Source organism: Rhizobium sp. B230/85, assembly GCF_019355735.1.
Classification (GTDB): Bacteria; Pseudomonadota; Alphaproteobacteria; order Rhizobiales; family Rhizobiaceae; genus Rhizobium; species Rhizobium rhododendri.
Window position 1 is genome coordinate 1,054,252 of sequence record NZ_CP072157.1, and the last position, 18,603, is coordinate 1,072,854.

Below are 18,603 nucleotides of genomic sequence, written 5' to 3' on the forward strand. Positions count from 1 at the left end.
AAATATCGCCAGAATGGTCCTTTGACATGAATGCTTTCACCCCGCTGCCGTCGTTTGAGTTCGACGATAAAATCCTGCAGCAGGGAGCAGAAATCTCGCGCAAGCTGGATCAGCTCCGCTTCGAGAAATTTCCGCCCAATGCACGCAAGACGCTGCGCAAGTTTTCGATGGCGGAGGTGGCGCATTATCTCGGTGTAAGCCCCAACAATCTGAAGCGATTGCATCTGGAAGGCAAGGGCCCGGTCCCCGAGACCTCGTCCGGAGGTCGGCGTCTCTATACTGCGGAACAGATGTCGGAACTTCGCCTGCTGCTGGATAAGACCGGAAAGGCCGAAGCCAAGAAGTATGTGCCGCATCGCAAGGCAGGCGACAAACTGCAAGTGGTGGCCGTCGTCAATTTCAAGGGCGGGTCAGGCAAGACTACGACGGCCGCCCATCTGGCCCAGCATCTTGCCCTGACCGGCCACCGGGTCCTTGCAATCGATCTCGACCCGCAGGCCTCGCTCTCGGCGCTTCACGGATTTCAGCCGGAGCTGGACAAGAACCCGTCGCTCTACGACACGATCCGTTATGATGACGAACGCAAGCCGATCAGCGACGTGATCCTGCAGACCAACTTCCCGGGCCTCGACATCATTCCGGCAAATCTTGAGCTGCAGGAATACGAATACGACACGCCGTTGGCGATGCAGGTCGGCACCGAGGGGAAGCGTTTCTTCACGCGTCTGGGCAAGGGCCTGCTGGAAGTCGACGACAGGTACGATGTCGTGGTGATCGATTGCCCACCGCAACTCGGCTATCTGACTCTGACCGCTTTGACTGCTGCGACATCCGTTCTCATCACCGTTCACCCGCAAATGCTCGACCTGATGTCAATGAGCCAATTCCTGCTGATGCTCGGCAATATCACCCGGACGATCAAGAAGGCGGGTGCGGACGTGCGGATGGACTGGCTGCGTTATCTCATCACCCGATACGAGCCGACAGACGTGCCGCAGGTCCAGATGCTCGGATTCATGCAATCGATGCTCGCAGAGGAGATCTTGAAAAGCCCGATGGTCAAGACCACGGCGATCTCAGATGCGGGTCTTACGAAGCAGACCTTGTACGAAGTTGAGCGCTCGAATTTCACGCGTGGGACTTATGACCGCGCCATCGAATGCATGGATGCCGTCAATTTCGAGATCCAGGGTTTGATTCACCGTGCGTGGGGGCGGATGTGACGATGTTGACTGCCGTCAAAAGCAAGGATTTCTCAATATTATTCAAGGGTCTAGTGCAATTGGAGGGTAACACAGATGGCGCGTAAGAACCCATTTGCCCATGTCATGGACGACCATGTTTCGGATGAAACCCGGCCGCTGCTCGACTATACCGTCAAGGGCGCTTCAAGGTCGATTTTGAATTCCATCGATGAGCTCGCCAGCCGTGCAGACAAATTGCTCGAAGGACAAACGATTGTCGAACTCGATCCCGATGTCGTAGATGCTTCCTTCATCAGGGATCGCCTCGAAGACGATGCCAAGGAATTCGAGGAGCTGGTGAACGGCATCAGGGACAGGGGACAGGATAGTCCCATTCTGGTCCGTCCGCATCCCAAGACCGACGGTCGCTACATGGTGGTTTTCGGCCACCGGCGGCTAAGGGCGGCCAAGACGTTGGGGCGTAAGGTCCGTGCCGTCGTCAAGGATATGGAAGATCGGGAGCATGTCGTTGCGCAGGGACAGGAGAACTCTGCCCGTGCCAACCTCTCTTTCATCGAACGCGCAGTCTTTGCCGGTGAGCTGTCGCGTCTTCACTACGACAATGACAACCACATCATCATGACGGCGCTGTCGCTTGATCGTGCGACGCTCTCAAAAATGCTGGCGGTCACAAGCATTCCACCGGAGATACTGGAAGCTATCGGGACTGCGAAGTCGATCGGCCGAGATCGCTGGTACGAATTGAAGATCTTACTGGAGAAGCCATCCAGTCTGGACAAGGCGATGACGTTCATTGTCAGCCCTGAATTTGCGGAGGGGACCAGTGACGAGCGCTTTCAAAGGCTCATGTCACACCTCAAGCAGAGCAAGCGCGTCGCGCGCAAGGTTCAGGAAAAATCATGGTCGCTGGCGAACAAAAGTGTCAGCGTCACAGCAAAGCATGATGGTAAGATATTCTCGCTGGCGCTGAAATCCAAGGATGCTGCGGCGTTCGGAGAGTATCTGTCGGAAAATCTGGAACAGCTTTACCACTCATTTTCCAGCCGTGACGCGAATAAAGCAAAAGACTGAACCGCACCAGAGAAAGGCCCGCAAAACGTTGTGGATGTGGAAGCGCTTCTCGAAATTATAGCCGACTATGAATCGGCATTTTCCGGAAACACCATCAAGAATGTTGGCTCCGTTTGGTGAGCAGATTTCTATTGCCCTATTGAAGGTGACGAGAGAATGCAGACAGGAAGTGTGACGACGCCCTTTGGTCGACGGGATATGACGCGTGGCCTGCTGGCAAGCCAATGCTCGGTCTTTCCGACAGGGCGCTGGCGGTGCTTAACGCGCTGCTGAGCTTCTATCCGGGCAATGAGCTCAGTGCAAAGCACGGCCTCGCTGTCTTTCCCTCCAACGCCCAGCTGTCGATCCGCGCCCACGGCATTGCGCCAGCGACGCTGCGCCGCCATCTGGCAGCGCTGATGGACGCCGGATTGCTGGTGCGCAAGGATAGCCCGAACGGCAAGCGCTTTGCGCGCCGGGACGGGGAGGGGGAGGTCGACCAGGCCTATGGCTTCAATATCGCCCCGCTGATTGCCCGCTCTGATGAATCCAGACACTGGCAGCGCAGGTCACCGTCGACCAGCCCGCTCAGGGCGATGCGCGAGCGCCTGTCGCTCTGCCGGCGTGACATTGCCAAGCTGATCGCGACGGCGCTGGAAGAGGGCGTGCCGGGTGACTGGCCTATGGTACAAGGGCATTTCCGCGATCTCGTAGCCCGGATCCCACGCTCGCCCGACATCCATGACATCACGCCTATTGTCGAAGAGATCGATGAGGCCCCTGCGGCGGATGAGGCTTTCGAGCGCATAAGCCTAACGGATGGCCGTTTGGTGAAACCACGACGGCGAGCAGAGATCAACCGGGCCTAAAGGCGTTTCCGCTCGGGCTTGTGTTGCAGGCCTGCCCGGAAATCCTGTCCTACGGCCCGGGCGGCAGTATCGGCAATAGGCGAGACCTGATGGGGGTCAGCCCCCGCGCCTACGAGGAGGCTTGCGCTATAATGGGGCCCGAGAATGCGGCGACCGTCACGGCCTGCGTGCTGGAACGGGCCGGCAGCATCACGTCGGCCGTCAGATATCTGCGCGACCTCACCTGCAGGACGGAGCGCGGCGAGTTCGCCATCGGCCCGATGCTGATGTCGCTCGCAAGGGCCAATGCCGGTAGACGCGAAGAGACAGGGTGCGGGAGTGGTAGATGCAGCGGAAATTTGGCTCCCTTTGGGTGCCGTTATGAGTACAAAATGCAAATAAAATATAGAGTTAATCGTTAGAAATTCGTCGAAGTCTTGAGCTGTAAAATGGGTATATGGGCAGATTTTATCGCGGCTCCGGTTTGTCAGGCAATTGTGTCGGTGTGCAGCTTACATCATAATCGAGATGGTCCTTGAAGAAAACTGTCATTGAGGGATGAAGCTGCGCCATGACCGATATCGATATCCACACGCTCGATGAGGCCGAACTGCTGGCATTGAACGAGCGTATCGTCGAGCGGCTTCATCTTCTCCATCGGCAAAAAACAGATCAAGCGTTGCGGCAGATTAAGATTGGCAGTGCCGTCATGTTCGAGGCGACCGACGGCAAAACGATTACGGGGATCGTCATCCGTCGAAATCGTAAAACCGTCACGATCCATACCGATGACGAAAAGCACTGGAACGTCTCACCCACTCTTGTCAAGCTGATCGGTCGGCATGCTCTGGATGAGGGGGAGTCCAAGGACGGTCGCGTGGTGCCCTTCACGAAGCCCGGCAGCCGATAACAGGTCGGAACAGGAACGCTCATCTTCGCCGTCCTTGCCGTAAGCTTCGCCAGCAGGAAGGCCCACGCTTGACGTGACGCTGTCCGTCTGAGCACGCGATGCCGAGGTGACCACATCCTTCCAGCGCCGTCAAAAGCCAGCCGTACGCATTCAGATCAGGCATGTGGCGGTAAGGCGACGCCTCAATCCACGCCGTCTCGACGCCAGCGCCAAATGCCGGATAAGCATGGCATATGGCGCTGGCATAGTCTAGACTCACACCCTCATGTGCAAGCAGAGCTCGAACCTCATTGCGCCGAAGTCACTACAAAGGCAGGGGACAGGATAGTCAGCAGTTCGGCAGACGCCGTGATCAACAGCCTTGAGGGGCAAGCGAATTCGTCACCGACGCCACTAATCGCTTCCCTGTATCCACGCCGCTCGCCTTCTTGGAAGTCTCCGTTTCGCTTCAATCATGTCTAGCATCAGGTACGCTGATCCGCGCTATCAGACCGTGGGGCTGATTGGAGGACAAGGAGATGCTGCCGCCGTGGGAGCGGGCGATGTCGGCCACAATAGACAGGCCGAGACCGAAGCCTGCTTGGCCGCGTCGTGACGGATCTCCTTTGAAGAACGGTTGGAGCACCTTTTCGCGGAGTTCCTCGGATACTCCCGGCCCGTCGTCGGCGACCGAGATGGAAAAGCCGGTTGCGGTTTGCCGGAGTTCAACACAGGCGGAGTTGGAAAACTTCGAGGCATTGTCACAGAGGTTTGTAACAGCGCGCATCATGGAAAGCGGACGGCAATTGGCGATCATTTTATTGGGCCCGCGATAGGTCATGTTGAACCCAACGTCTGAGAAATCACTGCACACGGTCTGCAGGATGCTGGCGACGTCGACCCGTTCCACCTCCTCGGTGGCGTAGTCATCGCGAAGATAGTTCAGACTTTCTGTGAGCAACCTGTCCATATGGTCGATATCGGTCAGCAGCGCGTCTCGCGTAGAGCCGTCGCCCATACGCTCGATCCGCAATCTGAGCCGCGTCAGCGGCGTGCGCACATCGTGGCTGATGCCTCTCAGCATCTGCGTGCGGCCCTCGACCATGAGATGGATCCGGTTTCGCATGCCATTGAGCGCGCGCGCCAGAGAGACAATCTCGACGCTGCCGCGCTCTTCGAAAATACGCGAGCCGCTGCTGATGTCCGAAAGCGTTGCTGCTTCGGAGATTTTCTTGATGGGTTCTGTCACCGTCCGAATCGCGAAGATGAAGAAGAAGACGATGAGCACGATGACCGCCATGAAATAATACGTGCTTTGGCTGAGGAATGAGCTCGTTATGATCGTGTCCGGAAAACCGAAGGACACGACGATGTTTTCCTCGTCGACCCGCTCCGCAATGACCCGTCGCCCATCTAGCAGCGCTCGCCATCCGCCGAGAGGCGGCTCGCCGTCCGGAGGAAACAGCAAGTCTGCAAACGTCTCGGCAACGCTCTGGAGTTCGGACGAGCCCTTGAATTGCGAAACCATCGAAATCGGTGCGAGCGAGACGTCCAGTCCTGCACGTCGGGCAGTTGCAACAATGGCGGGACGATCCGCTGAAGGGGTCTGCGACAGAAGCATCGCCAGGGTCTTCACCTGCTCGACAGCCCTTTCGAGGTTGGGTGCGGTAAAGTCTCGTTTGGCAAGGTTTTCCAGCGCCCGCCCACAGACAATGACCGTCACCAAAGCCACCAGAATGATGAGCGTGATCTGACCACGAAGGGTTTTGGGGATGCTGGTGGCAGTCTTAGGCATCGACCTCCTCCACCGCCGCCGTGAAGACGTAGCCACCCATCCGGACCGTTTTGACAATCAAGGGATCGCGAGGGTCGCGTTCGATCTTTTGCCGCAGGCGACTTATATGAACGTCGATGCTGCGTTCGATCGGGCCGGCCAGACCCGCGTGGGTGAGAGCCAGCAGCTGTTCCCTGGTCAGCACTTGACCGGGGTTCTGACAAAAAGCGATCAGGAGGTCAAACTCATGTGTTGTCATGGCGACGCGCGCATGGCTCGGGTCGTGTACCTGCCGCCGGATCGGATCAATACGCCAGTTGTCGAAACGGAAAATGCGTTTTCGCCGAACCTCGATCGGGGGAGAGGCGAGTCTCGATCGGCGGAGTAGCCCTTTGATGCGGGCAACGAGTTCCCTGAGGACAAAGGGCTTGGTGACGTAGTCGTCCGCACCGATCTCGAGCCCGACAACCCTGTCGATATCGCTACTGACGGATGTCAGCATCAGGATGGGAATATCGCCGGCCCCGCGAAGCCTCCGGCATATGCTGAACCCGTCCTCACCAGGAAGCATCACATCGAGAACGACGAGATCGAAGTCATCCGCTCTCATCCTTGCATCCATGGCCGCACCGTCTGCCGCAATATCGACCACCATTCCCTGCTCCACGAGACTGTCCCGAACGAGACCTGCAATCTGGGCATCATCTTCGACAATGAGGATTTTCGGCGCATTGGACATGGGGGTGCAGGCTGGCTCCATGAGCAATTGTCTCCCGTATTTGGTCTCTCATACCACGGTACTGCGCGCACCTGGGGATGCGAAAGATTAAGTTTTGTTGCTGGCGGGCAAGGTCGGTTCCTCGGCTGAAACAAAACTTAACACAATGCAATGCGCGCCCCGAAACCCATGTGGCAGAGATCAGGCACTGAATTTGCGTCGCTTTGTCGAGCGGCATGCAGCCCTACTGGAGTGCCTATGCTCAGCCGTATCCTTGCCTGCTGCGCCACCCTGTGCGCAACAGGACTAACTGCCTGCTCGGACGATGCGGCGCCTCCACCGAGGGCGCGCACTGTCAGGGTCGTGACAGTTCAATCGCAGCTTATTGGCCAAGCCTTCAGTCAAACCGGCGAGGTTCAGCCACGCTATCAGATCCCGATGAGCTTCCGGCTGGAGGGCAAGATTGTCTTTCGGATCGAGAACGGCACCTCCGTCAAAGCGGGCGATGTCCTCGCAAGTGTCGACAAGATCCCGTCATCTATCAACGTCTCGTCCGCGTCGGCGCAAGTCGATGTAGCAAAGTCCGACGTAGGGCTCGCCGAGCTCACCGCAGCGCGCAATTGGGAACTGTTTTCAAAAGATGCCATTTCGCGCGCCCAGCTTCAGCAAGGCGACGCCAATCTGCACGCAGCAAAATCAAAGCTGGAAGCCGCGAGCGCGGCTTTGGATAGCGCCAGACAGTCTCTCTCCTACACAGACCTGAGAGCTGATCGCGATGGCATAGTCTCCGGCGTCTCTGCCAGTGTGGGCCAGGTCGTTACCTCCGGCCAGACTATAATGACGCTGAGCTCGAACGCGGAACTGGATGCGGTTTTCGATATCCCCGAGCAACTGTGGAACGAGAACCTGAACGACCCCGAGATCCAGATCAGGCTCCTATCCGACCCGACCAAGACCGCAACGGGAAAGGTGCGGGAGGTCACGCCATCGGCTGATGCAACAACCCGAACCTATCGCGTCAGGGTGACCTTGCAAAACCCGGTCCAGGGCTTCCCGATGGGGGCTGCCGTCAGCGGCAAGGTGATCCTTTCGCCAAAGCGCCTGTTCGAGGTTCCATCTTCAGCACTTGTCCGTCTCGGACAGGATCAGGCAGTCTTTGTCTACGTGCCTCCGAGCAAAACCGTTCATGCGCGGGCCATCAAGATAGAGCGGTACGCGGGCAGGAGCATGTTTGTTTCTGACGGCCTTGGCGACGGCGATCTTGTCGCGACAGCCGGTGTCACCAAGCTGCGTGACGGCGAAGCCGTCACCGTCGAGAAAGACGACCGTCTATGAGCCCTCACCCAAGCACTTCCGGCAACCGCTTCAATCTGTCCAGATGGGCGATCACCCATAGCTCACTGGTGATTTTCCTGATGCTCGCGACGATCACAGGCGGCGTGTTGAGCTATCTGAACCTGTCTCGTAACGAGGACCCTCCGTTTACCATCAAGACGATGGTCGTCAGCGCGAGCTGGCCCGGCGCGAACGTCGACGAAACTGTTAGTCTGCTGACCGACAAGCTTGAAAAGAAACTCTCCGAAACGCCACACCTCGATTATACGCAGAGCTATACGCGTCCCGGCCAAGCCGTGATCATGGTGAACTTGCGCGACGACACCCCGCCCGCAGAGGTCGATGGAATCTGGTACACAGTTCGCAAGAAGGTGTCGGATATCTCATCGACATTACCGGAAGGCGTCTCCGGGCCTTTCTTCGACGACGAATTCGGCGACACCTATGGAAGCATCTATGCCTTCCATGGCGATGGATTTAGCCCAAGAGAACTGCGCGATCGCGTCGAGGCAATCCGCGAGGCAATTCTCTCGCTACCCAATATCGGCAAGGTAAATCTTCTCGGCACCCAGGAAGAACAGGTTCTGATCGAGTTCTCGCCGGGCAAGCTTGCCAGTCTCGGGATCGATCCGGCTGCCGCAATCGAAGCGATCCGCGCCCAAAACGCCGTCAGTCCCGCCGGATTGATCCAGACGACGGAAGAAAAGATTTCTGTCCGGGTCAGCGGGGCTTTCGCTTCCGAGGACACTCTCAAGGACATGACGCTGAAGCTCGGCGGTCGCTATTTCAGGCTCGATTCGATAGCGACCATCTCGAGACGCAGCGTTGACCCGCCCGCACCAACCGTGCGCGTCAACGGCAAGGAAGTGATCGCACTTGCGATTTCCATGGCGAAGGACGGCAACCTCCTGACCTTTGGCCAGACCCTGAAAACGCAGATGAAAGCCATTGCGTCCCAGCTGCCAGCCGGCATCGAAATGAGCGAGGTCGCGGATCAGTCTACAGTGGTCGAGGATGCAGTCGACGGCTTCACGAAAGTCCTGGTCGAAGCGATCATTATCGTCCTTGCCGTTTCTTTTGTGTCGCTGGGCACAAGGGCCGGCCTGGTGGTGACGATCTCCATACCTCTCGTCCTGGCCCTGACATTTTTCGGCATGGAAATCGCCGGCGTCGGTCTTCAGCGGATCTCCTTGGGGGCTCTCATCATTGCCCTGGGTCTGCTGGTCGACGATGCCATGATCACCGTCGAAAGCATGGTCTCCTGCCTGGAGAATGGCAAGTCGCGCTCCGTTGCCGCGACATACGCCTACGAGACAACCGCCTTCCCCATGCTGACCGGCACAGCGGTCATGATCGCCGGTTTCATTCCCGTCGGCTTTGCGGCGTCCAGTGCCGGAGAATATACATTCTCGCTGTTCATGGTGATCTTCATCGCACTGTCGTCGTCCTGGATCGTGGCGGTTCTCTTTTCGCCCCTTCTCGGCACGTGGATATTGCCGAAGGCACTGGCTCACTCTCACGGCGAAGCGGGCCGGATATCGACCCTCTATCGCAGGAGCGTGGCCTGGACGCTGCGGCATCGCTGGCTGACGATCATCTGCTCGCTTGTGGCATTCGGCCTGTCGGTTGCGGGCTTCGGTCGCCTCGAGCAGCAGTTCTTCCCGGCATCCGACAGGCCGGAGCTGTTAATTGGCCTGACCCTGCCCCAGAACGCGTCGCGGGCAGCAACAGAGATCCGCGCCAAGCAGTTGGAGGATGTTCTCGCCAAGGACCCGGACATCGATCACTACACCACCTATGTAGGATCGGGGTCTGTCCGCTTCTACCTTCCGATGGACCTTCAACTCGAAAACGACAACGTGACCGAAACCGTTGTGGTCGCCAAGAGCGTCGAGGCCAGGGACGCCGTCCGCCAGAGAATTGAAACTGCGCTGGACGACAAGTTCTCGGATCTGGTGACGCGCGTCTCGCCGCTCGAACTTGGGCCTCCCGTCGGTTGGCCTCTGAAATTTCGGGTGTCCGGGCCCGATTATCAGCAGGTTCGCGTCCTGTCGGCAAGAGTCGCATCCATCATCGGCAGCAATCCGGATGCCTGCGACGTCAATATGACCGCCGGAGAGCCGCAAAAGAGCGTGACCATTCAGGTGAACCAGACCGAGGCCCGGGCGCTCGGCATGAGTTCGGAATCGATCGCCAACCAGATCACAGCGATCTTTTCCGGATCGACCGTCACCACGATCCGCGACAGGAACAGGCTGGTGGATGTCGTCGTCAAGGGCACCGAGGCTGACCGCACGTCCGTTGCCGAGGTGAGCAATCTTGAGCTTCGTACCGGCGACGGAAGCCATGTGCCGCTTCGTCAGGTGGCGACCGTTGCCTACGGCATGGAAGACCCGATCATCTGGAGGCGGCAAGGCAAACCGATGATCATCGTGCAGTCGGACGTCCAGAATGGCGCCCTCGCCGCAACGGTCGCTGGAAAGGTCGACGAACAGCTCAACGCGCTGCGTCAGGATCTTCCCTTCGGCTACACCATCACCGCAGGCGGTATCACGGAAGAATCCGACAAGGGCAATTCCTCCATCTTCGCGGTCGTTCCCGTCATGATATTCGTCATCGTCGCCCTCCTCATGATCCAATTGCAGAGTTTCACGCGCATGGCGCTTGCTCTCCTGATGGCTCCGTTCGGGCTTGTCGGTGTGGTTCTTGCGATGCTGCCGACCGGCACGCCAATGGGCTTTGTTGCGCAACTCGGTGTGATTGCCCTTGCCGGCATGATTATTCGCAACGCGGTCATCCTCATTCAGGAGATCGACCAGAATGTTGCGCGGGGACAACTGCCCGACGAGGCGATCATCGCGGCATCCCTCCACCGTGCACGACCGATCGTCCTGACAGCCTGCGCTGCCATCCTTGGCATGATCCCGATCGCCTCCGAGATCTTCTGGGGCCCGATGGCCTCGGCGATCATCGGCGGGCTCGCGGTTGCCACGCTCCTGACCCTGACCCTCCTGCCCTCAGCGATGTCGCTTTTGCTTGCGGCAGAAGCCAGGCGGGCCGTTCCCGCGCGATCGCAGCAGAGCGCTGTAGACCTGGGTTGACGGAGGCGAGCCGCAACGGCAACCCGATTCCACGACAATGTGTATCTCCCTGAAAATTGGACTTTAATGGCTATGACGATCAAAGGCTTGCACCAGACCTTTTTCAAAACCCATCTCGTCATCTGGAAGGCGGCCGGACTTTGTGTCGCGCTCAGTCTTGCAAGTTGCAGCTCGGTTCCGCTGACCGAGTCCGGGGCGCTGACGTCATACGGCAGTCTGGGAGCGAGCGAAGGGCGCTTTAGCAAGTCCCGCTCCTACGTAGATACACCAGCATTGCTGGCTGCGACTACAGTTGCAATTTCTTCGACACGCTTGTCGCCTCAGGCCTCCTCGAGCATTCACAATACTGGCGACGGGCGTCTGGTCTCCAATGCCCTTGATCGAGCGCTCTGCATCGGCCTCAGCGATCGATACAACATCGTTGGTCCCGGCGAGCCCGCCGACATCACCGTCAAGGCCGTCATCACGGACATCGTGCCAACCGGCAAGTTCGCGGCCGGATTATCGACGGCCGTCAGTCTGGGAAGCTCGGTCGTCCTGCCCGTTGGCGTGCCTCGCCTCCCCATTGGCCTTGGAGGACTAGCGGTGGAAGCGGAAGCCCTCGACAAGGACGGCATGCAGAGGGCAGCCATCGTCTGGTCCCGCGGCGCGAACTCGATCACCAATCAAGCGAGGGTCTCCGAAGTCGGAGACGCCTACGGCCTTGCCTCTGCCTTTGCCGGTCAATTCGCAGAAATGCTTGTGAAAGGAAAGAACACCTCTGGTTTACACGTGTCGCTCCCATCCCGGCAGAAATTGCGGTCACAACTCGGTGGGGCACCAAAGAACGCTGCCTGTGAAGCCTACGGTCGTGCACCCGGTGTCTCCGGATTGGCCCTGAGCCTTCTTGGCACGCCACCATCCTGGAGCGATTCTGGCCCTAAGCTTTAGCGCTTGGCCACGACATCTTTCAAAGAGGCAGCGCCCTTTCCTGACGCGCTGCAGCCAAGCTGCGTCCCAATACCGAGAGCAAGACCATTGATATTTCAACCAGTTGATAAAAGGCAGCTACCTGAGACCTCGCCTCTTCCTTCGTTCGCGCCAACGTTCGATCTTGCAATCGTCGTTTCGCCGACCGACATCGATGAGCAGGGGCACGTCAACAATTCCATCTATCTTCAGTGGGTGCAGAAAGCCGTCCTCGGCTACTGGCACCACATCGCACCAACCGATGCCCGGAGCGATCTGGTTTGGGTCGCACTAGCTCATCACATCCGATATAGAAAGCCGGTGCTCCTGGGCGATCCCATCCGTGCGTTGGTGACCGCGACCCACGCGTCTGGACCTCGGGCATCCTTCACAACGCTGGTGAAGCGTCGCGATGAGCTTTGCGCGGAAATAGAAAGCTCCTGGTGCTGCATCGACGCCTCGACAAGGCGTCCCCATCGACTGGCAAGGGAAATCATAAGGGCCTTCCTGCCTGCGTGACAGAGGGAGTAAATCTCACGACTGGCGTTATCAATCGAGCGATCTGGCGCGGTCCGGCCAAATTACCCCAAATCTTAAAGCGCGTTTTTTCAATTCCTTCGCTTTTCAAAGCAGTTACTTGGCCGTGACAACATTGGCGGCGGCCTCTGAGAGTGAACGCTGACTGAATAGTGTCTTCAGCTTCCATTCCAAAGCTGGCGTCTAGAAAAGGGGTGTTCAACCGCGGTCCTATCCGCCTGAGGAGACAAAGTCATGATCCGCACGTCTTTCATTGCAACCGCACTCGTCGCTCTCGTTGGTCTTACCGCCGCAGCCCCTGCCATGGCCAACGATGTGCGTATCGAACAATATGGCTGGTCGAATTCTGCCGGTGGCGCGCAGGAAGGGTTCGAAAATAGGATCAGGACCTATCAGAACGGTGGCTACAACCGGATTGTCGGCCATCAATACGGTCGTCATAACCTTTCGGCTGTCGGTCAGGAGGGCAATGGCAATTACGGCGCCACCTATCAGAACGGTAACCGCAACGTAGCTGGTATTGGCCAGTTTGGCTCCAATCACACGACTATCCTTACCCAGGATGGCAACGGCAATATCGCAGCCGGCGTCCAGGTCGGTAGCGGCTGCAGCGCAAATGTCAGCCAGGGCGGCAACGGCAACGTCGCAGCCTTCGTCCAGACCTGCCCGTAAGCTGCGGCTCGATGACGTCGAAGAGGTCAAGTTCGCAACCGCAGACAATAGGGGATGACCCATGCCAAATAGCGTTGAATATCCGCGCCGTCTGATGACAATTCTTGCGCTGGCCCTGCTTCCCGTGACCGCCGTCGCGGCGATGATGACGGCTGGGCAACCTGACGCGGCGCAGCTTTGCCAAATCGAAGTATCGCCCGGAGCAGGTGTGGTGAAACTGGACGCGCGTGTCGACGTCGATAAGCATGTCAGCGGAACCTACACATTCCGTGTCGAGAAGACGGGGAACGGCGGTATCTCTACGACTAATCAGAGTGGCGATTTTGATGCGACAGTCGGACATCCGACAATCCTCAGCTCCGTCTCCCTCGAAACTGGAGGCATCAAATACAAAGCCACATTGGATGTTCTGATCGGGGACAAGAGTTTCAGCTGCTCGAAACAGATCCCCGGCAGCTAAAGGCTCAGCACTCTGCAATCCCTGAAAAAGGGCGCCGTTTTGGCGCCCTTTTTGCTTTCGACCAACACCACACCACTGAACGACAAGTGAACGGGCAATTCCAATCTGGTTCAGCGACAGGATGCGAAAGTTGATCAACGGCCGAGGTAGCCGATGAATGGAGACGAGGATGACCCGCAACGTGATTAAAATCCTTACCGTCGCTCTTCTTGCTGGGAGCATCGGGCAAGTAGCCTTGTCTGTGCCAGCCTATGCCGGCGGCCAGATCTCTTTCAATCTCGCGCCGGACAATGCTGAGGATAGCGGTCTTTTCTCAACAGGACTGCGCGTCTATTCGCTCTTCCGCGGCCTGAAAGGTGCTGACATCCGCCAGCTGGGCCGGGGGAATGTGGCTGGCATCGCTCAGGCGGGTCGCGGCAATCTTGGATTCATCCAGCAACACGGCAACGGTCATTCCGCAACCTTGCGGCAGAATGGCGACAACAACGCCTACGGTATATTTCAATATGGGCGCAATGCTCGAACCGACGTGGTCCAGGACGGGAACAACGGCAGCGGTGCTACCTTTAGCTACGGCTGGTAACGCAGTTCATCAATGTAAAGAGGTCGGTCGAGGTCGGTCATACGCGTCACCTTACTCAGGACAACGCGGCGCTTGCGTGCATCGGTCAGCAGGTCGATAGAAAGCCTGGTGCGCAAGGAGAACGGCGATGCGGCCACGCATACGTTGGCGACCGGGAACGACGCGGCATTTGCCGTTGACTAATTGCTGCGCTAAGAGAGCTGACACGCACAGAAAGCGCGCCGTTGTGTAACTTGAAGTTCGGATGCGGCTGGCACCAAAATGGGCTCACTCAATTGTCCAACTGGGCGCCTGATCCAGTCCAAACAATTGAGGAAAGTGCATGCCATCAACCGACCGAATCGTCCTTGAACCCTGGTACGACAAAGCATTGTTTTATCTGTTGGTTGACAGTTACCGGCGCATTGTCGGCAAGGCGCTGGTGCCCGATGACAGCGATGCGCATTGGCTCTATCATCACGCCCCATTCGCTGTGGTCGCTCACAACACCGATCCAGATCCGCTCTTCATCTATGCGAATATGTCAGCTCAACGTTGTTTTGAATATGACTGGCAAGAGTTTACGTCCTTACCATCCCGTCTTTCCGCCGAAGTTCCCAATCGTGCTGACCGACAACTGCTTTTGGAGACAGTTGCACGCGACGGGCATGCTTCCGGGTACAGGGGCGCTCGGATAGCAAAGTCTGGGCGTCACTTTTGGATCGAGGATGGCTGTGTCTGGCAGTTGACCGAGCAAGACGGTCTGACGTACGGGCAAGCTGCAACATTTTCGATCACAGACTAGGCGGTCTGCTAATTTACGCGCACGAAAGTGGGGCTGGTCGTTGAGCACCGCTCGCCCGGCGAACGCCTACGCCTGACGCCCTATCGCTTCCGTCTTTTCTGCTTATCGACGATCCTGTCGATCCAGCGCTGCTTATGCAGGTTCACGGTACAGCTCAGTCGAGGCGGCATGCCCATCAATCATATTGCGGACCTTGGCTGCTATCGGCAGGTGGCCTTTCTCCGCGTCCCACACTGCGCGGAAACGTTCGACTGTCTTGCGTGCGGTGTCGAGCACCAGCTTTTCGGACAATTCCACCTTGGCGGCGAGACGCGCCAGTTCGTCCATTGACAACGCGGCCATGTTCTTCGTCCTCGAGAAGTTTAGTGCCGCCGTATCCTCACCTTCGATATGGGTATCGTCGATAGCAGGTCGTAAGCGGGTGAAAGCGCCGGTGTTCGTCTGTCGGGATAGATCAGCGACCAGTTCTTCAGATGCATGTCGCCATTGCATATCAGCGTACTAAATACGAGCCGCCGTATGAACTCGGCGACGAGATTCCCAGCATGCGCGTGATGCTGGGGTAATTGCCTTTGCTGTACCTATCGTCGGGTTTTACGCCGAACACCTGTGCGAAATTCTCGATATGGACCGGCCCGTGCGTTGTGCGATCAAAGCGCCTTATCGCCAGCGCCTACCCTTGCAACTCACTGAGACCTTGCGGTAGGCCGCTGACGGCTTCCAGATCGACCAGCTGAATCTCGGGTACGTTCATCCCCGTCATACCGGCGATCGTCATCATCGCGAACTCGTTCTCGGGAACGCCGCTATATTGTTGCGACGGCAGTTCACGATCCATAAACCGCCAGCCCGTCCGCCGGTATGGTCAGGCCACCTGCCTTTCCCGTGTTCCAGAATCCCGAGAATTTCAGCTGCACGCCGGCCAGCGAAAACCGCAAGGCTGCCTAGAGAGGCTGCTCGCGATCGGCGAGCTCATCTCGTACCATGTCTGCGCGCGCGCAGTTGCCTGGCCGTCCCTCAAGGTGGCAACCGCATCTATATTTTCACCCCAACCGGCAGACGTAACGCATCCAATGTAAGCGTGATCGACGACGACGGAAGGAGGCTACAGAGGCCTCAACTGCAACGCTGAGTCGGTGGGTCGCATCTCGCGGGCCTGTTTTAGGGTCCTATAACGTAGATAAATGACCGAGTTTCACCTGAGCGCTGTAAATTATCTACAGGCACTAAGGCTATGAAAGATAACACCATTTGAGATTAACGCGAGTGATGTTAACGTCTCGTTACCCAAAATGCGGTTGCAGCACGTCCAGAATCGCTGCTTAGTGCAAGCATCGGAGCAACGCCATATTTCCGCTTGGCAACGCTATTTAGGATAATCGGCTTCTGAAATGGCTCAACTCATTGGTAACATCCCGCCCGCAGACGAAAGTCTCATGGGGCTTATCGAGCGGCATTCCGATACGCTGTCAAGTCAGCTTCAGGCCCATCATCTAAGCGTCTTTCCGCCCCATGCGGATAAAACGATCCGCTATTTTCAGCCGGCTGAAGCCGCAAGGTTTATCGGTGTGAAAGAGGTGTACCTGAGAACTCTTGCGAACGACTTAGCCGACGATCTCGACGTTAGCACCGGCCCAGCAGGCCGGCGATCATATTCAGCGATGGATATGCATAAAATCCGCAATCATTTGGACAAGGTCGGCCGCGGAAGTCGGCGTTATCTTCCACACCGTCGCAACGGAGAAGATCTACAGGTCATTTCCGTTATGAATTTCAAGGGTGGCTCCGGCAAGACCACGACCGCCGCACATCTCGCACAATATCTGGCGTTGCGGGGCTATCGCGTTCTTGCGATCGATCTCGATCCGCAGGCAAGCTTGTCCACCCTCCTAGGGGTTCAGCCCGAGACGGATGTCGGCGAGGGAGAGACGCTCTACGGTGCGCTGCGCTACGAGGCCCCTCGGCCCATGCACGAAATCGTCAGGGGGACGTATATTCCCGATCTTCATCTCGTACCCGGCAACCTCGAACTCATGGAATTCGAGCATGACACCCCGCGTGCGCTGATGAAGCGAAAGCCCGGCGATGTTATGTTCTTCCAGCGGATGAAGGCAGCCCTCGCCTCGGTCAAAGACAACTATGATGTTGTCGTCGTGGATTGTCCGCCGCAACTTGGCTATCTCACACTGTCTGCAATCGCCGCCGCGACCTCATTATTGGTGACCGTTCACCCGCAAATGCTGGACGTGATGTCGATGAACCAGTTCTTATCGATGATGTCCGATCTTTTGCGCGAGATCGCAGGACACGGCGCGGAGTTCGACTACAAATGGATGCGTTACCTCATCACGCGCTTCGAACCGAGCGATGGGCCGCAAAACCAAATGGTCGGCTATCTTCGCGCCATGTTCGGCGACAACGTGCTGATCCACCCCATGCTCAAGACCACAGCTGTCTCTGATGCTGGCCTCACCAATCAAACGCTGTTTGAGGTTGAGCGTGCTGCGTTTACGCGGGCGACGTATGATCGGGCCATGGAGGCGATGAACAATGTAAACGGAGAGATTGAATCTCTCATCAGGAAAGCATGGGGACGGGCAGCATGAGCCGTAAAGACATCTTGCCAATTCCGCAGAACATTGGCCGCGTCGAAACAACGCGCCAGGCCAAACCGCGCACTTTGCCACTCATGCCCGAGCCGCAAGATAGGCTGTCTCTCGTTGAGCAGCCGAAAGCAGAAAACAAGATCGTCAAACAGGTCGGCTCGACATTTGAACTGGAACGCGAGCGTCAGGCGCGTGCCGACGATATCGAGAAGCGCCTGCTCGCCGGCCAATCGGTCATTGATATAGATCCCAGTACAATTGACGCATCGTTTCTACAAGACCGAATGCCCGGCGACATAGATGGGCTAGTGGTCTCAATTCGTGAGCAAGGGCAACAAGTACCCATTCTTGTGCGCCCTCACCCCGATGTCCCAGGCCGATACCAGGTCGCGTTTGGCCATCGGCGCCTTCGTGCCGTTGCAGAACTCGGACTGAAGGTCAAGGCAATCGTCCGCGATCTCAGCGACGATCAGCTTGTGGTTGCGCAGGGACAAGAAAACAATGAGCGCCAGGATCTCACCTACATTGAAAAAGCTAGGTTTGCTGATCGCTTGAAGGCGCGCTTTGCCCGGGACGTGATCATGTCAGCCCTCTCTGTTCAGAAGGGGGATCTGTCGGTCATGCTGTCCGTGGTCGCCAAAATACCAGGAGAGCTGATAGATGCGATCGGTCCCGCTCCGGGCATAGGTCGTCGTAGTTGGATGGAATTTGCCGACTATTTGACCGTAGGAAACAACCTCGACAGGGCAATCGATATCAGCGAAAGCGAAGATGTGCGGGGTCTGCCATCGGACGAGCGGTTCAAGGCTCTTTTGAAACAATTGAGGCCCAACGCGGAGCGGCAAACAGCAGAGCCTTGGACAAGCCCCCGGCAGCATCGTCTTGGGCTAATTAAACACGGCAAAGCCACGCTGGATATCTCAATAAGCACGAAAGACGCGCCCGATTTCGCCGCGTTCTTGCTGAACCAAGTACCTGCACTCTACGATGAATTTAAATCGAAAAGTGCCGAACATCAACGCAACGGAGAGTAGACCGGAAAAGAAAAAGGCCCCCAAAACGTTGCCGTCATGGAAGCCCCTTCTGTAGTCCG

At 57.4% G+C, this 18,603-nt stretch carries 15 protein-coding genes and 2 pseudogenes; 14 read left to right on the forward strand and 3 right to left on the reverse strand.

Features of this window, described 5'->3' with window-relative positions; translation table 11 throughout:
* The first annotated feature begins 26 nt into the window (after positions 1 to 26).
* From repA (J5289_RS22925) to J5289_RS22940, 4 genes and pseudogenes are all read left to right on the forward strand, one after another.
* Positions 27 to 1,223, forward strand: coding sequence for a plasmid partitioning protein RepA (gene repA / locus J5289_RS22925; RefSeq protein WP_142831347.1), 1,197 nt, complete (start codon positions 27 to 29; stop codon positions 1,221 to 1,223).
* A 75-nt stretch (positions 1,224 to 1,298) separates the two neighbouring features.
* On the forward strand, positions 1,299 to 2,276 hold the full coding sequence (repB, locus tag J5289_RS22930) for a plasmid partitioning protein RepB (protein ID WP_142831346.1): 978 nt from the start codon (positions 1,299 to 1,301) through the stop codon (positions 2,274 to 2,276).
* Positions 2,277 to 2,432: 156 nt separating this feature from the next.
* Positions 2,433 to 3,435 (forward strand): annotated as a pseudogene (repC, locus tag J5289_RS22935) (plasmid replication protein RepC); the annotation flags it as partial.
* 239 nt (positions 3,436 to 3,674) lie between these two features.
* Positions 3,675 to 4,013, forward strand: coding sequence for a hypothetical protein (locus J5289_RS22940; protein WP_209207187.1), 339 nt, complete (start codon positions 3,675 to 3,677; stop codon positions 4,011 to 4,013).
* A 448-nt stretch (positions 4,014 to 4,461) separates the two neighbouring features.
* Here the strand turns inward: J5289_RS22940 and J5289_RS22945 are convergent, their stop codons facing one another.
* The gene (locus J5289_RS22945; protein WP_209186265.1) at positions 4,462 to 5,787 is read right to left on the reverse strand and encodes an ATP-binding protein; all 1,326 of its coding nucleotides are present in this window, start codon (positions 5,785 to 5,787) and stop codon (positions 4,462 to 4,464) included.
* Positions 5,780 to 6,526 carry a response regulator gene (locus J5289_RS22950; protein WP_247750715.1) on the reverse strand — a complete coding sequence of 249 codons (747 nt, stop codon included), beginning with the start codon at positions 6,524 to 6,526 and terminating at the stop codon, positions 5,780 to 5,782. Before J5289_RS22950 ends, J5289_RS22945 begins: the two co-directional genes overlap by 8 nt.
* Positions 6,527 to 6,742: 216 nt before the next feature.
* On the opposite strand from J5289_RS22950, the gene J5289_RS22955 reads away from it, so the two are divergent.
* The 8 genes from J5289_RS22955 to J5289_RS22990 all read left to right on the forward strand — a co-directional run bounded on the left by J5289_RS22955 (position 6,743) and on the right by J5289_RS22990 (position 14,904).
* Positions 6,743 to 7,819, forward strand: coding sequence for an efflux RND transporter periplasmic adaptor subunit (locus tag J5289_RS22955; protein ID WP_209207186.1), 1,077 nt, complete (start codon positions 6,743 to 6,745; stop codon positions 7,817 to 7,819).
* Positions 7,816 to 10,920 carry an efflux RND transporter permease subunit gene (locus J5289_RS22960; protein WP_209207185.1) on the forward strand — a complete coding sequence of 1,035 codons (3,105 nt, stop codon included), beginning with the start codon at positions 7,816 to 7,818 and terminating at the stop codon, positions 10,918 to 10,920. The genes J5289_RS22955 and J5289_RS22960 overlap by 4 nt, the downstream gene beginning before the upstream one ends.
* A gap of 72 nt (positions 10,921 to 10,992) precedes the next feature.
* A complete protein-coding gene (locus J5289_RS22965) occupies positions 10,993 to 11,850 on the forward strand; it encodes a DUF3313 domain-containing protein (RefSeq protein WP_247750714.1) in 858 nt (285 codons plus the stop codon).
* An 87-nt stretch (positions 11,851 to 11,937) separates the two neighbouring features.
* A complete protein-coding gene (locus J5289_RS29955) occupies positions 11,938 to 12,387 on the forward strand; it encodes a thioesterase family protein (protein WP_209186270.1) in 450 nt (149 codons plus the stop codon).
* A 252-nt stretch (positions 12,388 to 12,639) separates the two neighbouring features.
* Complete coding sequence (locus J5289_RS22975) at positions 12,640 to 13,077, forward strand: curlin (protein ID WP_142832365.1); 438 nt, start codon at positions 12,640 to 12,642, stop codon at positions 13,075 to 13,077.
* Positions 13,078 to 13,138: 61 nt separating this feature from the next.
* On the forward strand, positions 13,139 to 13,537 hold the full coding sequence (csgH, locus tag J5289_RS22980) for a curli-like amyloid fiber formation chaperone CsgH (RefSeq protein ID WP_209186272.1): 399 nt from the start codon (positions 13,139 to 13,141) through the stop codon (positions 13,535 to 13,537).
* A gap of 169 nt (positions 13,538 to 13,706) precedes the next feature.
* Positions 13,707 to 14,120 (forward strand): curlin, encoded by a 414-nt coding sequence (locus tag J5289_RS22985; protein WP_143123453.1) that lies wholly within the window; start codon positions 13,707 to 13,709, stop codon positions 14,118 to 14,120.
* A gap of 322 nt (positions 14,121 to 14,442) precedes the next feature.
* On the forward strand, positions 14,443 to 14,904 hold the full coding sequence (locus J5289_RS22990) for an MEKHLA domain-containing protein (protein WP_209186273.1): 462 nt from the start codon (positions 14,443 to 14,445) through the stop codon (positions 14,902 to 14,904).
* Between the two features lie 132 nt (positions 14,905 to 15,036).
* Here J5289_RS22990 and J5289_RS29760 read toward each other — a convergent pair.
* Positions 15,037 to 15,845, reverse strand: a pseudogene (locus J5289_RS29760) (type II toxin-antitoxin system HipA family toxin); the annotation flags it as partial.
* 450 nt (positions 15,846 to 16,295) lie between these two features.
* On the opposite strand from J5289_RS29760, the gene repA (J5289_RS23000) reads away from it, so the two are divergent.
* Together repA (J5289_RS23000) and repB (J5289_RS23005) are read left to right on the forward strand one after the other, a co-directional pair.
* Positions 16,296 to 17,510, forward strand: a complete 1,215-nt coding sequence (gene repA, locus J5289_RS23000) for a plasmid partitioning protein RepA (RefSeq protein WP_224128755.1) — start codon at positions 16,296 to 16,298, stop codon at positions 17,508 to 17,510.
* On the forward strand, positions 17,507 to 18,544 hold the full coding sequence (gene repB / locus J5289_RS23005; protein WP_209186274.1) for a plasmid partitioning protein RepB: 1,038 nt from the start codon (positions 17,507 to 17,509) through the stop codon (positions 18,542 to 18,544). Before repA (J5289_RS23000) ends, repB (J5289_RS23005) begins: the two co-directional genes overlap by 4 nt.
* Positions 18,545 to 18,603 lie beyond the last annotated feature (59 nt).